The organism is Acetobacter aceti NBRC 14818 (assembly GCF_000193495.2).
Taxonomy (GTDB): Bacteria; Pseudomonadota; Alphaproteobacteria; order Acetobacterales; family Acetobacteraceae; genus Acetobacter; species Acetobacter aceti.
The window spans coordinates 1,080,342-1,094,082 of sequence record NZ_AP023410.1; the positions used below are offsets into that span (position 1 = coordinate 1,080,342).

Below are 13,741 nucleotides of genomic sequence, written 5' to 3' on the forward strand. Positions count from 1 at the left end.
GAGCCAAAGGGGAGGTTCTCAGGATCAGGCTCGTATGCAAGGCGGATAAATCGCGTGCATCCTGCCGCATTGAGGGTTATTCCTGCGCTTTGAAACACAGGGTGGAAAGGGGAGATACGCTTTGCGGACCGGGAACGAGAGACCGATGCACCATGCGCCCGGGTTTCCCCCGCGTCACGCCAGAACATCTGCTCCCATGCACAGCACAAAGCGCAAGGTTCCCCACATAGTCCGCCAGCTTCAGGCTCCTGCCGTTCTCGGTCTGCTTGCCCTCCTGTCAGCATGCGCCGGTCAGGGACCGGAGTCTGACATGCAGATTCCCATCGCGCAGGAAGAAGCGCGCTACCGGGCCCATGCGAAATCCTATTACGCTCCTCCCGGCTCAAGCGATGATCCGTGGGGCCCCTACATCACGGAAGCCTCCCAGCGCTTCGACATCCCGGAAATCTGGATTCGCAGCGTCATCCAGCGCGAATCCGGCGGCCGACTGTTCCATAATGGCGAGCTGGTTACATCCGCTCCCGGCGCAATGGGCCTGATGCAGCTGATGCCGCCGACCTACGACGCCATGCGCAGCCAGTACAATCTCGGCGACGATCCGTATGATCCTCATGACAACGTGCTCGCGGGCACGGCCTATATCCGCCAGATGTATGACATCTATGGATCGCCGGGCTTTCTGGCCGCCTATAACGCAGGCCCCGGTCGTCTTGAGGACTTCATTTCCCGTAATCGCACCCTGCCGCGCGAGACCCGTAACTATGTCGCCGCCATCGGGCACGAGATCGCCGGGATTTATCCCAACAGCCGCTCGCAGGCTGATCTTCTCGTCGCCAGCCATACAACCGGTCAGAGCGCGGAATATGCCGCAGCAGCCCTGCCGACAGGAACAGCCGCGAGCATTCGTAATGCGTGGGCGCAGCGTACAGGCGGCAACGCGCGACCTGTAGAAGTTGCAGAAGCGCCAACGTCCTCCGCAGAGGACACGACGCCTGTCGTTTCGGCTCCGAGCTACACCAGCCAGATGGCCCCGGTTTCAAGCAATACCGAGTCTCCACAGGCTGTCAGCTCGGTCTGGGCGGCACGCATGAAAGCCAGCGGTGCAAGTGCAGAGCCTGCGGAACAACCGCAGGCGTCAGTTGAGCCGGTATCTGCTCAACCCGTCGTCATCAATGATAACGCCATGCCTGCGGCACGCCCTGCCCGCACCGCCAACAGGTTCGCCCTGATCTCGTCAGCCTCCGCCGCGTCCGCCCCGCTGTCTTCCCGCATGACGACCAGCAATCGTGTTTCAACGACAGCAGAAAGTGCAAGCGTGGCCAGTTCTTCCCGGGCATGGGCCATTCAGGTAGGTGCGTTCAGCACACCCTCCCTCGCCCAGACTGCTGCCAGCCGCGCCCGCTCCAAGGCAAGCAATGACCTGTCTTCGGCCAGAACCCAGATCGCCAGTGTCCGTCTGGCCAAGGGTCAGATCTATCGCGCACGCCTGACCGGCCTTTCCCGCTCGGAAGCAACAGCCGCCTGTCATCGCCTCGATGTCGGCTCCTCCAACTGTGTGGTTGTCTCGCCTGAAGGCATCTGACCAGACTTCGCTATCAGCTCTATTCACCGGCAAGGAACGATCATCATGGCCAAACGCAAGCTCTTCGGCCTGATCCTGACGGCTGGTCTGATGCTCTCGCTACAGGCAAACGCCGCTCTGCCGCCGGGTGACAAGGCTCCCGCTTTCACGCTTCCGGCAAGTCTGGCTGGACATGAATTCAGTTTTTCTCTGGCGAAGGCCCTGAAGAAAGGCCCTGTCGTCCTGTATTTCTATCCTGCCGCCTTCACCCCCGGCTGCACGATAGAAGCGCATGATTTTGCCGAGGCGATGGACCAGTTTCAGGCCCTGAACGCAACCGTCATCGGCATCTCGATGGATCAGCTCGATACGCTGAAAAAATTCTCGGTCAGCGAATGCCGCAATCGGTTCGCTGTCGCCGCCGACGAGAGTGGTTCCGTATCCGCGCTGTATGACGCCAGACAGTCCCATGACACGCATGCAGCACGTGTATCCTACGTCATCGCGCCCGACGGAAAGATTCTTCTGAGCTATGAAAATCGCTCGCCTGACGAGCATGTCTCCCGGACTCTTGCGGCTCTCCAGAAATGGAAAGCAGACTCATCCCGGCACTGAAGTCCTTCAGGAAACAATAATCAGCCTGTTTCCCACTGCACCTTTCTGAGAAACCACTGCAACTCCAGAACGCTGGTCAGGCGTGAGCCTTCCGACGTGTCGATCAGCCCCCCTGTACGGCTGCGGGGTTCGATCAACCCCCATTTCACCAGATCACCACGGATCTTGACGTCGTCATACTCGTAACCTTCCCGCACGATTTCCTTCAATCGTTCGACAATGGTGGCCAGAAGAGTGAGATCAGCCGAGTGTCGCGCCAGCATGCTGCGCCTCACCTCGGCCACAGCCTGCATGGCCACACGCGGCACCTCTCCTTCCTGCACGAGAGGCGTGATTGTATAGCCAAGATTGAGATAACGCTCGGGGTAATCCGTCGTGAGCCACTTCTCACGCCCTGCCGCTTCGACAAGCCACGCTTCCACCTTCGCCTCGATCTGCGGCAGGGCGAAATTTCCGCTCAGAATTTCCTCAGGTGTCGGTGAGTCTTTTCGCCCGGCAGACATCGCCTCCCCGGAGGAGTGCTGTTCTGCCCGATCTTCAGGCACATCCTTATTCAACAGGATCTTGCTCCTCCGTGGGCACCTCAGGGGCAGTGCAATACCCAAGTTATCATTGGCCAGACAGACACTCTGCCACAACAGCAGAACATGCTATTTTCCACGAAACCCCGACCGGGAAAACAGCGTTGCCGCATTTTTCAGACGATTGTTAACGTCTCAATACATAGTCCATTTCCATCACCGACCATAGGGTCAGCCCACGTCACCCGCCCGAAATCAACTGACAGGGTGAAAGAAACCAGATGACAACCGACTGGGCGTTTATGCCCTGTAACCTCTGTACTTTCCCATTCTGGCAAAAAACAGACAGATCATTCGCCAGACGGGTCAATCCACTACAGCACAAGCCGTGGCAGAATCGCTTCCAGTCGCACGCGGCCAGATGGCGTCGCCACCAGGCCGCCTCCCGTAAGCTGTCGCAGATACCCTTCCTCCAGACACAGTTGCAGCACGTTGTCATCAAGAGCATCGGCGAAGACGCAGCCTGTGCGCGCTTCAAAAGCGGCGCTGGAGACACCCTCCGCCAGCCGTAGTCCCATGAGCAGCATCTCCCGGGAGCGATCCAGCCTGTCCAGAGGATCAGCGCTGGTCTCACCGGAGCCGGTCTGCTCGACCTTTTCAGCCCATATCTCCGGCGCGCGATGACGGCGCGTTGCCAGCAATTGTCCGTCGAGTGTCAAACGCCCGTGCGCCCCGGCTCCGATGCCGAGGTAATCCCCGTAGCGCCAGTAGGCCAGATTATGGCGACTCTCCGCGCCCGGCACGGCGTAATTGGAAACTTCGTAAGCCGACAGGCCATGTCCGGCCGCCACCTCTGTCGTGTCGTCATAAAGCGCCGCCGCCAGATCCTCATCAGGCAGGACAAGCTTGCCCTGACGGAACAGCCCTTCAAACTTTGTGCCGTCCTCGATGGTCAGTTGATACAGCGAGACATGATCCGCGACGAGATCAAGCGCCTGAGCCAGTTCAGCACGCCAGTCTTCCCGCGACTGCCCCGGACGAGCGTAGATAAGGTCAAACGTGACCCGAGGGAAAATCGTTCGCGCCATTTCCAGCGCCCGCACCGCCTGCCCTGCGGAATGCTCGCGACCGAGCATCTTCAGCGCATCATCACGCAGGGACTGCACGCCCAGCGAGACCCGGTTCACACCCGCGTCACGGAAGCCCTGCAAGCGGGCCGCTTCCACACTCGTTGGATTGGCTTCCAGCGTGATCTCGATATTCGGATCCGCATCGAATAGCGCCCGGGCATCCTCGATCAGCGCCGCCACACCTTCCGGTGGCATCAGGGAAGGCGTTCCACCCCCGAAGAAAATTGACGTCAGGGACCGACGATCCAGACGAGCCGCTTCATGCGCCAGCTCCTTTCGCAGGGCCGCGATAAAACGGTCGGACGGGATACGCTCGCGCACATGGCTGTTGAAGTCACAGTACGGGCATTTCGCCAGACAGAACGGCCAGTGGATATAAAGCGCAAGAGGCCCGCCATCTGCTGACGAGCCTCCTTGCATGAGAGAAGATGAGGTTATCACAAAGCCTCAGATAGCGACTTTCACGCCTAGTTCCACCACACGATCCATCGGAATCCTGAAGAATTCGGTCGCCGGTGTAGCGTTTCGCGCCATGAACATGAACACCGCCATCCGCCAGCGCGCCATTTTCGGCACAGAAGAGCGGGCGATCAGCTCACGCGAGATAAAGTAGGAAGCGAGAGACGGATCGAAATCGATGCCGTTGGCCTTAAGTTCTTCCAGCGCACGCGGGATATTCGGCGTTTCCATGAAACCATAGCGCAGGATCACCCGGTAAATGTCGTGCGCCAATTCCTCGACCATCACACGGTGACCGCGATCGGCTTCCGGCTGATCAAGGTTCTGGATGGTCACGAACAGCACATGATCGTGCAGAACCTTGTTGTGCTTGAGGTTATGCAGCAGGCACGGCGGCACGAAATCAGGCGTAGCTGTCAGAAACACGGCCATACCCGGCACACGTATCGTGCGGGACTGCGGGAGACGGGCGATAAACGAACCCATCGGCAGACTGTCCTGTCCCTGCCGCGCAATGATGAGGCTCCGGCCGCGTTTCCACGTCGTCATCATCAGGGTGAGGACGCAACCCAGCATCAGCGGCACCCAGCCGCCGTCCGGAATTTTCAGCGCATTGGCCGAAAAGAACGTCATATCAATGAGCAGGAAGGGAATGAACGTGCAATAGACCGCCTGCGCCGACCAGTGGAAATGCTTGCGGAACACGATGAAGCACAGAACCGTCGTGCAGATGAATGTCCCAGTAACCGCGATGCCGTAGGCAGCAGCCAGCGCATCCGAGCTGCGGAACGCCACCACCAGCAGGATCGCCCCCACCATCAGGAAGCGGTTGAAGTCAGGAAGATAGATCTGTCCTTCTTCCTCGGCATTCGTATGCACGATGCGCATACGCGGCAGATAGCCAAGCTGAATAAGCTGTCGGCACACCTGGAAACCACCAGAAATCCCGGCCTGACTGGCGATGACCGTGGCAAAGGTGGAGAGGATCACCAGCGGCACCTGCATGGAATGCGGGGCCAGCATGAAGAACGGGTTCGCCAGCGCGCTGGGGTTCGCCATCACCAGCGCTCCCTGCCCGAAGTAGTTCAGCACCAGCATCGGCAGGACAAAGAACAGCCACGCATAACGGATCGGCTGCCGACCGAAATGACCCATATCGGCATACAGCGCCTCGGCGCCCGTCACGCAGAGCACAACGGAGCCGAGCGCCATGAAGGACAGGGTGCCGTGATGGATGATGAACTGAAGGGCATAGAGCGGCGAGATGGCGAACAGCACGCCCGGATGATGCAGGATCTCAAAAAGCCCCATCATGCCGAGAGACCCGAACCACAGCAGCATGACGGGACCGAAGATCGCTCCCACCTTGCCTGTGCCAATCCACTGGACACTGAACAGGCCGATGATCACCGCAATGGCCATCGGGATGATAAATTCCTGCGCCGCAGGAAAGCTCACCTCCACACCTTCAATCGCGGAAAGGACTGAAATGGCAGGTGTGATGATGCCATCGCCAAAAAACAGGCAGGCTCCGACAATGCCGATCAGGCCGAGGATCATCCGCATGCGGCCATCAGCCGTGACACGCTGGGCGAGAGAGGTCAGCGCAAGAATACCGCCTTCCCCATTATGATCGGCCCGCATCACGAGGAGAACGTAGTTGACGGTCACGACGATGATGAGTGTCCAGAAGATCAGGCTTTCAATGCCCAGAACCTCTGTGTTCTGCACTGGATGATGGCCGGACACGACTTCAATGGTGGAGCGCAGTGCGTAGAGCGGGCTGGTGCCGATATCGCCATACACAACGCCAAGCACACCGAGGAGTGCTGCGAAACCAACGGGCGGAGCCTCATGCTGAGGCTGATCCGCACCGAATTCCGTCACTTTCGGGTCCTGATGGGCCGCAGCCCCCGCGCCTTTGTCCGCAGCAGCAGGCGGTGCGCCGTTGCTGCCAGCCGATGTCTCGTGTCCGGTCATTCTTCGCGTTGCACTCCCTTACGCGGGCCTTACGCGGACTTTCACACTGAGAAATCCGCGTCCTCGGAAAAATCGTTGCCGGAGACTTACCAGCTCAGGTCAGTCTCCGGCAAGCCCTGTGGGTCTTGCGCCAAAGATGGCTGTCCCAACACGCACCAGCGTCGCGCCCTCGGCAATCGCTCGGGGATAGTCCGCCGACATGCCCATCGAACGCACAGGCAGACCATGCTGATCGGCCAGCGACCGCAGAAAACGAAAATGTGGAACAGGGTCCTCACCCGCTGGCGGAATACACATCAGTCCGCGCAGTTTTTCGCCGAAACGCTTACGGCTCTGGCGGATAAATTCGTCGGCGTTTTCACGGGGAACACCGAATTTCTGCGGTTCATCTCCCGTGTTCACCTCGACCAGCAGGTCCGGCAGGCAACCTTCCTGATCCGCCGCCTTCGCCAGCGCGTCTGAAAGAGAGGGACGGTCCAGACTTTCGATCACATCGGCAATCCGCACGGCTTCCCGCGCCTTGTTGGTCTGAAGACCACCGATGAGATGCAGCCGAAGATCAGGATACTGCGCACGCAGGGCGGGAAATTTCTCTGCGGCTTCCTGTACCCGGTTTTCTCCGAACACTCTCTGTCCAGCATGCAGGGCAGCTTCCACCGCAGCAGCAGGATGAAACTTGGATACAGCGACCAGCGTGACTGCATCGGATGGCCGTCCGGCTATTTCCACAGCCTCTGCAATCTGCCCACGGACCTCATCCAGGGCCTTGCCGATATCCGAAGCAGCCATATCCATGGGAGATCCGTCAGAATGTGGAAGCATCATGCCCTGCACCTTGCGCTTTTGTCATGCGCGGTCAAGAGCCGCCCTGTTATGACCGCGTGATCGCATGTGTTCGCGTCAGTAGGCCGCCCTTCTTTCCCGCATTACCACTCGTTTGGGAACATTCAGTCATAAAGCAGTAACACGCACGGGAGATATCGCACCCTAACTCTTCTGATCGAACATCGTTATTTCAAATGAGGCGCATTTCTCATGCAAGGTTCCAATCAGGAAAAACGGGTGATTGTGGTCCTCGGCGCGCGAAGCGGCACTTCAGCTCTCAGCGGCACCCTGTCATTTCTTGGAGCCGGTCTGCCTCAAAACCTGATGCAGGCGAACTGGGCCAACCCGAAAGGATATTTCGAACCGCAGGACATAGCAGAACTGCATGACGAAATTCTCGCCTCCACGGGAAGCTCATGGTCCGACTGGCGTGAATTTCCCCGCGACTGGTTCCATTCCGAAGCCGCAGCCCATTACGCGACAAGACTGACTGAGATGTTCCTCAATGATTACCGGAGCGCCTCAGGACTCTGTATTCTGAAAGAACCCCGGATCTGTCGCCTTCTTCCCCTCTGGGCAGACGTCTTTCAGGCGGCGGGCGTCGTGCCGCTGTTCTGCTTCATCGACCGGGCGCCGCGTGAGGTTGCCGCCTCGCTGGCGGCACGGGATGGCTCCTCCATGGAGCAGGGACTTCTCTATTACATCCGCAATCATATCGAATCAGAACGGGATACACGCAGCGCCCGACGGGCTTTCGTTCAGTACGACGCCCTGCTGCATGACTGGCGAAGCATTGTCGACGGACTCAACCGGGCGCTCGGCATATCCTTTCCGCTCGACGGCGCTGAAGCGGCGGAAGTGGATCAGTTTCTCGAACGAAATCTCAGGAATCAGAATGTCGGCCAGACGGAGCCTGCTGACTGGATCGAGGCTCTGGCCAACTCAATCCACAAAGCCTTTTCAATGCTGACGAACGATCCTTATGACCCGGTAGGGCTTGCCATCATGGATCATGCGCGGGTCGTCTTCGATATGCGCAGTTCCGAAATCAGCACCACCCAGAGCGCAAACACCTGAACAGAATGTGGCCGGCACTCCTCAGTCCAGACGCCGCTTTTCCCCCATTCCGAAGGCGAGATAATGGTAAAAGGCTTTCATGCCCGAGGCAGCGACGTCGGGGTAAAGCTCAAGATATCTCTCTGCCTTGAATGTCTTGGTCTGGGTAATCCTGCCGTCTTCCACTTTCACCAGTTCGACAAGATCTGTGGGGGAGGCTGGCACCGCCGGTTGCACCGTTCCAAAAAACTCTGAACACACTCCGATGGCCCGAAAATGGTTCAATACACCGGGGAAGCGCAGATAGACCCCGTTGGCAGAGTGCGCGAGATAGTCCTGCTCCGTCATGAAAAAATATTCGATCAGATGCATACCCGCGCCCGAAAAGTTTTTCAGCGCTTCCAGGTCCGTCACATCCACCCGGTCACGGAGCTTGCGAGAGGCGTGCTCCACCAATATGGGAAATGGCTTGTGATGCATGTGCAGATAGGCCAGCCGGGTTTCGACAAAGCCTTCCTCCACCCGCGACGTAATCGCATGATAGCCGAGATCCACTTCCCCAACGGTTCCACTTGCGACGAACCTCTTGGGAAAATCCATCGGCATGAAACAGCCGGGCACTCCAGGAACATTGCCCGGGTTGAAGCGGATCTGCATTGCCCGTTTTTCACCGACCAACGCATCCAGATACGCGTGAACCGCTTCTCTGGAACAGGAGAAACCGTCTTCCGTGTAAACCGAGAGAAACTCGTCGCAATCAACCGGAATCGCAAAATCATATTCTTCCGTTGCGTCCCAGAACTGGGTGATACGTCGGGCATATTCGCCCTTAGCTTCAAAATCCTTCGCCTTGCCCAGCCCCCGGAAAACCCGGACACCCGCCTTCTCATAGGTGTCGAGCGTGGCAAGCACTGAGGGTTCGACAGAACCATTATCCAGAACAACAAGATTTTCGAAGCCAAACAGGTATCCGTAGTGCCTGAACCACGCATCCAGCAGCAGGGTTTCATCCCGCTGCATCATCACACATTTCACACGCGCCATTCGCGCAGCACCCCGTCCGGCTTTGACTCTGCCAGCACCCTACAGTCGAGGGGGTTAAAACTCTACATCCTCCCTGAACAGGCAGTTTTGGCGGAGCGTTCACTCTATGGTAAACGCCGCATCGACCTTACACAAAAGCCGCCTCCCCGCGGCCTGAGCCCGGCATCCGGCCGGGCGACCCGGAGCATCACATGAACCTCGACCGGACTACGGACCTCGCAGCGAACGCCCCCGTCAACAGAGACGAGACGACGCACGCGACCCATCATCCGGATGACAGGCTGGTGCTGGCGCTCCCCAAGGGCCGTATTCTGAAAAGCGCCGGACCTCTTCTGAAGAAGGCAGGCATTATTCCGTCTTCCGACTGCCTTGATGAAAGCAGCCGTCGCCTCCGCTTCTCCACCAACAATCCGAACCTCGACGTCGTGCGGGTGCGCTCCTTCGATGTAGCGACCTTTGTGGCGCAGGGCGGCGCCCATCTCGGTATCTGCGGAGCCGATGTCATCATGGAGTTCGATTACCCCGAGCTCTACGCACCGCTGGATCTTGGTATCGGCGGCTGCCGCGTCTCCGTGGCGCAACCCGTTTCCGATTCCCTCGAAGAAGATGAAACGCGCCTGTCGGAAATTCGCGTCGCCACCAAATATCCCTCCATTACCCGCCGCCATTTCGCCGCTCGCGGCATAAACGCCGATATCGTGCATCTGCATGGCGCGATGGAACTGGCCCCAATGCTTGGCCTATCCCGCGTGATCGTCGATCTGGTCGATACGGGCTCCACCCTGCGCGCCAACGGCCTGCGTGAAGTGGAAACCATCGCCCACATCACGAGCCGTCTGGTCGTCAATCGCACGGTCATGAAGACGCGCCCACAGGAAATCGCAAGTCTGATCGCCAGTTTCCGCGATGCCCTGACGACACCCTGATCACTCGATACATTTTATCCGGCCCGATTTCACCGGGCAGAAAGACAGAGAGCATCATGAAACGTCTTGATACAGGCTCCGCCGAGTTTGAAGCCGGTTTTGTCGCGCTGCTGGCCGACCGTGAGACGGAAAGTGGCCGTGTCGACAAACCTGTCGCCGCCATTCTTGAAGACGTCCGCACCCGTGGCGACGCCGCCGTCTGCGAACTGACATCAAAATTCGACAGACTTCCCCTGACACCGGACCGCCTCCGCATCTCGGCGGAAGAAATCGACGCTGAAACGGCGAAAGTGCCGCAGGACCAGATTGACGCACTGAACGTGGCCGCGTCCCGTATCGAAGCCTTTCACCGCGCCCAGTTACCGAAGGACATGGAATTCACGGACGCTGATGGCGTGACTCTCGGCCAGCGCTGGAACGCACTCGACGCTGTGGGGCTCTATGTTCCCGGCGGCAAGGCGGCCTATCCCTCCTCCGTGCTGATGAACGCCATTCCGGCCCATGTGGCTGGCGTGGAACGTCTGGCGATGTGCGTGCCGACGCCGGATGGCGTGCTGAACCCGCTGGTTCTGGCAGCCGCAAAGCGTTCCGGCGTAACCGAGATTTACCGTATAGGCGGTGCGCAGGCTGTTGGCGCGATGGCATACGGCACGGAGACAATCCGTCCCGTGGACCGCATTGTCGGCCCCGGCAATGCCTATGTTGCGGAAGCCAAGCGGCAGGTTTTCGGACGTGTCGGTATCGACAGCATCGCTGGCCCCTCCGAGGTCGTCGTGGTGGCGGACAATCAGAACAACCCACGCCTCGTCGCGCTGGACCTGATGGCGCAGGCAGAACATGACGAACTGGCGCAGTCGATTCTTATCACGAATGACACCGCTTTTGGTGAGGCGGTCGCCGCCGCCGTCGAAACCGAACTGAAAACGCTCACCCGTTCCGCCATCGCTTCCGCGAGTTGGCGCGATTTTGGTGCGATCATCACTGTCGCAAACTGGGATGAGGCCGCGAAACTGGTGGATCGGATTGCGCCCGAGCATCTTGAACTGATGCTGGATGATCCCAAATCAGTGTTCGCAAAGGTGCGGCATGCCGGTGCAGCGTTCCTCGGACGCTTCTGTCCTGAAGCGGTCGGCGATTATGTCGGTGGCCCAAACCACGTCCTGCCGACCTCACGCACGGCGCGGTTCGCGTCCGGTCTGTCAGTCTACGATTTCCTCAAGCGTACGACCTATATCGCCGCAGACAGGGAAGCGCTGGAAAAGATCGGACCCGCAGGCGTAACCCTTGCCAATGCGGAAGGTCTCGAAGCCCACGCGCTGAGTATTTCGGCGCGTCTCGGCAATTCGTGACTCGGCAAAAATCAGCCAGAACTTGACCCGAAGGCGCAGGCGCGGTCATAAGACCGCCCTTGACCAGCTATTTCAAGCAACCGGGTTCACTACAGGGAAGCCGACAACCATATGAAGAGTGGAAATAACGATGTCTAAAGAGGACATGATCGAGTTCAGTGGAACCGTAACGGAGCTGCTGCCTAACGCCATGTTCCGCGTCAAGCTCGACAACGAGCACATGATTCTGGCCCACACGAGCGGAAAGATGCGCAAGAACCGCATCCGCGTGCTGGCTGGTGACCGTGTGAGCGTAGAGATGACGCCGTATGACCTGTCCAAGGGTCGCATCACATTCCGCTTCAAGTAAGACCGGGTGCCGGGATTGTCTGATAACCCGGCAGGCGGACCGGGTGACGCCGCGCAAGAGCGGCCCCACCTGATCCTTGCCTCGGCCTCTCCACGCCGTCTGACTCTTCTCGAGCAGATTGGCCTGAAGCCGGATCGCATCGATGTTCCCGATATTGATGAAACGCCCCGAAAAGATGAATTGCCGCGCCTCTATGCCCAACGGCTGGCGCAGGAAAAGGCAGCAATTGTCGCCGCCCGCACGGCTGACCCGGCGTTGATTCTGGCCGCCGATACGGTCGTAACGCTGGGTCGTCGTATTCTTCCGAAAGCTGAAGACCGCAAGACAGCCGAATCCTGCCTGCGCCTTCTCTCCGGGCGTCGTCACATCGTTCTGACAGCCGTCGCCATCCTGCCCAGTGCTGCATGGACAGACGGACGCGCCGGTCTGCGTGTGGTGGAAACGGGCGTCGTATTTTCCCGCCTGACCGAAGCGCAGATTCAGGGACTGCTTGATGGCGGCGACTGGGAAGGCAAGGCCGGAGGCTATGCGCTTCAGGGACAGGCAGCCTCCTGTATCCGCTTTGTCTCCGGAAGCCCGTCCGCCGTCATCGGCCTGCCGCTTTTTGAAACAGCCCAGCTTCTCCGTGGGCAGAAAGGCCAGTGGTTGCCGTGAAAGGCACGCTACGCCTCGCCTGCTCGCCGGGTGAGGCCCGGATCGCTGTTTTCGAGAACGGCACCCTTCAGGATTTCGGGATCTGGACACCGGGTTATTCAGATCATCTTGGTTCTATCTTCCTTGGGCGCGTCACAGCTCTTGCGCCCGCGCTCGGAGGGGCCTTCGTTCATATCGGCCTCGGCGAAGCCGGCTTCATGCCGGTGCGGGACAACGATCCCGCCTTGCACGAGGGTGATGCCGTCCCTGTGCAACTCATCCGCTGCGGTATGGGCGGCAAAGGTCCACGCCTGAAACGGGTGGAGCTGCCTTCTCCTGCTACAGAGATCGGCTTGATACAGCAGGGCCCTTCACCGCTGGAAGATATGGCGCAGCAATGGACTGGCGATATTCTGGTCGATCATCCGACTTTTGCCGCCCGTGTGCCCCCGCTTCTCCGGGACCGGGTCAAACTTGTGCAGCAGGCATGGACCGATGATATCCACGATGCCGTTAACGACCTGCTGGCATCGGACATTGCGCTGCCGGGTGGAATGCGAGCCAGCATTACGCCTACTCCCGCGCTTGTCGCCATCGACATGGACACGGCTGCCGCCTCCGGAATGGCAGGACTGAAACAGACAACCCAGTTTGCCCTGAACCGGGACGCCTTCCCGGCGCTGGTGCGACAGATCTGTCTTCGCAATCTTTCCGGCGCAATTCTGATCGACCCCGCCGGTCTTTCGACCCGCAAGAGGCAGGCGCTTCGTGTCTCCATTGAAGAGGCTCTGAAAGCTGACCCTCTGAAAGCCCGCTGTCTTGGCATTACAGCACTGGGTCTGGTGGAAATCGTGCGAAGCAGAATCCGCCCTCCCCTGCATGAGCAGATGTCCAGCCCTCATGGCCGCGCCATGACCGCGCTGCGGGATGTCGTGGCATCCTGTGCCGATCAGCCTTCCTCGCGTCCGATTCTGGAGGCTGGAGCAGGGCTTGCAGAGGCTCTGAGCAGCGACACTCTGGCTGTCGAAGACGTTGCCGCATGGTGTGGCTATCCTTTGACCCTTCGCAGCACTCCGAATCTTCCCTCTCTTTCATGGAGTATTGTCCGTGGCTGAGTCCCGCCCCTGCCCGATCTGCAAGAAACCTTCGACGCCGGAGTTTCGTCCATTCTGTTCCCGTCGCTGCGCTGACATTGATCTCGGCCGGTGGTTTTCCGAGGATTATCGCGTTCCGGCAGAACCCGTTTCCGAGGATGGAAAAATTTCTGACACAGAAGACGACCTCCCGGCTTGA

At 59.1% G+C, this 13,741-nt stretch carries 14 protein-coding genes; 9 read left to right on the forward strand and 5 right to left on the reverse strand.

Annotated features, from left to right (window positions below; all coding sequences use genetic code 11):
- Positions 1–196 precede the first annotated feature (196 nt).
- Together EMQ_RS04840 and EMQ_RS04845 are read left to right on the forward strand one after the other, a co-directional pair.
- Positions 197–1,582, forward strand: a complete 1,386-nt coding sequence (locus EMQ_RS04840) for a transglycosylase SLT domain-containing protein (RefSeq protein WP_010667038.1) — start codon at positions 197–199, stop codon at positions 1,580–1,582.
- 45 nt (positions 1,583–1,627) lie between these two features.
- The gene (locus EMQ_RS04845) at positions 1,628–2,176 is read left to right on the forward strand and encodes a peroxiredoxin (protein WP_010667037.1); all 549 of its coding nucleotides are present in this window, start codon (positions 1,628–1,630) and stop codon (positions 2,174–2,176) included.
- Positions 2,177–2,196: 20 nt separating this feature from the next.
- Here the strand turns inward: EMQ_RS04845 and EMQ_RS04850 are convergent, their stop codons facing one another.
- The 4 genes from EMQ_RS04850 to EMQ_RS04865 form a co-directional block, all read right to left on the reverse strand.
- Positions 2,197–2,733: a hypothetical protein gene (locus EMQ_RS04850; RefSeq protein ID WP_010667036.1), complete on the reverse strand. Its 537-nt coding sequence runs from the start codon at positions 2,731–2,733 to the stop codon at positions 2,197–2,199.
- A gap of 338 nt (positions 2,734–3,071) precedes the next feature.
- Positions 3,072–4,247: a radical SAM family heme chaperone HemW gene (gene hemW / locus EMQ_RS04855; protein ID WP_010667035.1), complete on the reverse strand. Its 1,176-nt coding sequence runs from the start codon at positions 4,245–4,247 to the stop codon at positions 3,072–3,074.
- Positions 4,248–4,274: 27 nt separating this feature from the next.
- Complete coding sequence (locus tag EMQ_RS04860) at positions 4,275–6,266, reverse strand: potassium transporter Kup (protein WP_010667034.1); 1,992 nt, start codon at positions 6,264–6,266, stop codon at positions 4,275–4,277.
- Positions 6,267–6,365: 99 nt separating this feature from the next.
- Entirely contained in the window at positions 6,366–7,055 is a 690-nt protein-coding gene (locus EMQ_RS04865; RefSeq protein ID WP_026200198.1) for a YggS family pyridoxal phosphate-dependent enzyme, read from the reverse strand.
- A gap of 246 nt (positions 7,056–7,301) precedes the next feature.
- On the opposite strand from EMQ_RS04865, the gene EMQ_RS04870 reads away from it, so the two are divergent.
- Entirely contained in the window at positions 7,302–8,168 is an 867-nt protein-coding gene (locus EMQ_RS04870; protein ID WP_018308374.1) for a sulfotransferase family protein, read from the forward strand.
- Between the two features lie 21 nt (positions 8,169–8,189).
- Here the strand turns inward: EMQ_RS04870 and EMQ_RS04875 are convergent, their stop codons facing one another.
- Complete coding sequence (locus tag EMQ_RS04875) at positions 8,190–9,191, reverse strand: glycosyltransferase family 2 protein (RefSeq protein ID WP_010667146.1); 1,002 nt, start codon at positions 9,189–9,191, stop codon at positions 8,190–8,192.
- Positions 9,192–9,382: 191 nt separating this feature from the next.
- Between EMQ_RS04875 and hisG the strand changes: the two genes are divergently transcribed.
- From hisG to EMQ_RS04905, 6 genes are all read left to right on the forward strand, one after another.
- Positions 9,383–10,117 carry an ATP phosphoribosyltransferase gene (gene hisG, locus EMQ_RS04880; RefSeq protein ID WP_010667147.1) on the forward strand — a complete coding sequence of 245 codons (735 nt, stop codon included), beginning with the start codon at positions 9,383–9,385 and terminating at the stop codon, positions 10,115–10,117.
- Positions 10,118–10,173: 56 nt separating this feature from the next.
- Positions 10,174–11,466, forward strand: coding sequence for a histidinol dehydrogenase (hisD, locus tag EMQ_RS04885; RefSeq protein WP_010667148.1), 1,293 nt, complete (start codon positions 10,174–10,176; stop codon positions 11,464–11,466).
- 130 nt (positions 11,467–11,596) lie between these two features.
- Entirely contained in the window at positions 11,597–11,815 is a 219-nt protein-coding gene (infA, locus tag EMQ_RS04890; RefSeq protein WP_010667149.1) for a translation initiation factor IF-1, read from the forward strand.
- A gap of 15 nt (positions 11,816–11,830) precedes the next feature.
- Positions 11,831–12,469, forward strand: coding sequence for a Maf family protein (locus tag EMQ_RS04895; protein WP_010667150.1), 639 nt, complete (start codon positions 11,831–11,833; stop codon positions 12,467–12,469).
- The gene (locus tag EMQ_RS04900) at positions 12,457–13,563 is read left to right on the forward strand and encodes a ribonuclease E/G (protein ID WP_010667151.1); all 1,107 of its coding nucleotides are present in this window, start codon (positions 12,457–12,459) and stop codon (positions 13,561–13,563) included. The genes EMQ_RS04895 and EMQ_RS04900 overlap by 13 nt, the downstream gene beginning before the upstream one ends.
- On the forward strand, positions 13,556–13,741 hold the full coding sequence (locus EMQ_RS04905; RefSeq protein ID WP_010667152.1) for a DNA gyrase inhibitor YacG: 186 nt from the start codon (positions 13,556–13,558) through the stop codon (positions 13,739–13,741). Before EMQ_RS04900 ends, EMQ_RS04905 begins: the two co-directional genes overlap by 8 nt.

Excerpts from the sequence above, each read along its gene's own strand:
- EMQ_RS04840 (WP_010667038.1), top strand. The coding sequence starts at position 197 with ATGCACAGCACAAAGCGCAAGGTTCCCCACATAGTCCGCCAGCTTCAG.
- EMQ_RS04845 (WP_010667037.1), top strand. The coding sequence starts at position 1,628 with ATGGCCAAACGCAAGCTCTTCGGCCTGATCCTGACGGCTGGTCTGATG.
- hemW (WP_010667035.1), bottom strand. The coding sequence starts at position 4,247 with ATGCAAGGAGGCTCGTCAGCAGATGGCGGGCCTCTTGCGCTTTATATC.
- EMQ_RS04860 (WP_010667034.1), bottom strand. The coding sequence starts at position 6,266 with ATGACCGGACACGAGACATCGGCTGGCAGCAACGGCGCACCGCCTGCT.
- EMQ_RS04865 (WP_026200198.1), bottom strand. The coding sequence starts at position 7,055 with ATGGCTGCTTCGGATATCGGCAAGGCCCTGGATGAGGTCCGTGGGCAG.
- EMQ_RS04870 (WP_018308374.1), top strand. The coding sequence starts at position 7,302 with ATGCAAGGTTCCAATCAGGAAAAACGGGTGATTGTGGTCCTCGGCGCG.
- EMQ_RS04875 (WP_010667146.1), bottom strand. The coding sequence starts at position 9,191 with ATGGCGCGTGTGAAATGTGTGATGATGCAGCGGGATGAAACCCTGCTG.
- hisG (WP_010667147.1), top strand. The coding sequence starts at position 9,383 with ATGAACCTCGACCGGACTACGGACCTCGCAGCGAACGCCCCCGTCAAC.
- hisD (WP_010667148.1), top strand. The coding sequence starts at position 10,174 with ATGAAACGTCTTGATACAGGCTCCGCCGAGTTTGAAGCCGGTTTTGTC.
- infA (WP_010667149.1), top strand. The coding sequence starts at position 11,597 with ATGTCTAAAGAGGACATGATCGAGTTCAGTGGAACCGTAACGGAGCTG.